Source organism: Ralstonia sp. VS2407, assembly GCF_052950655.1.
The window spans coordinates 1-499 of sequence record NZ_JBRFVG010000180.1 but is presented as its reverse complement, the minus strand read 5'-3'; the positions used below and the strand labels follow the sequence as shown (position 1 = coordinate 499).

Genomic DNA, 499 nt, shown 5'->3' with positions numbered 1-499 from the left:
ACCCACAGGCAGTCGACGCCGAGCCACCCCAGGTAGTCGAGCTTCTCGGTCAGGCCGCGGAAGTCGCCGACGCCGTCGCCGTCGGAGTCGTTGAACGAGCGGACCAGCACCTCGTAGAACACGGCCGTCTTGAACCAGCCGGGGGTGTCGCCCAGGACGACCTGGGGCGACTCGCCCTGCGCCGCCTGGGCTGCCTGGGCTGCCTGGGCTGCCTGGGCCTCGGCCGTCACGCGCCGACCGCCGGGGGACGGCGTACGGCGAGCACGTGGGCGGGCTCCACCCAGGGGTCGAGGTGCACGTAGTTGTGCGCCCCCCAGGTCCAGTCCTGGCCCGTGATCTCGTCGTGGACGACGAAGCCTTCGGTCCACTGGAAGCCGAGGGCGGGGAGGTCGAGGTGCACGGTCGTGGTGTGGGCGGCGTACGGGTCGACGTTGAGCACCACGACGACGGTGTCCTCGCTGCCGTCGTCGAGCACCGCGGTCTTGGAGAAGACCAGGAT

The 499-nt window shown here is 70.9% G+C and carries 1 protein-coding gene and 1 pseudogene; both read right to left on the bottom strand.

All coding sequences use genetic code 11. The features are described 5' to 3' along the window. On the bottom strand, positions 1-230 hold a 230-nt coding region (locus ACU8YE_RS24505; RefSeq protein WP_446929991.1), incomplete at its 3' end, for an alpha-amylase family glycosyl hydrolase. Next, positions 227-499, bottom strand: a pseudogene (locus ACU8YE_RS24500) (alpha-1,4-glucan--maltose-1-phosphate maltosyltransferase); the annotation flags it as partial. The pseudogene ACU8YE_RS24500 and the gene ACU8YE_RS24505, both read right to left, overlap by 4 nt.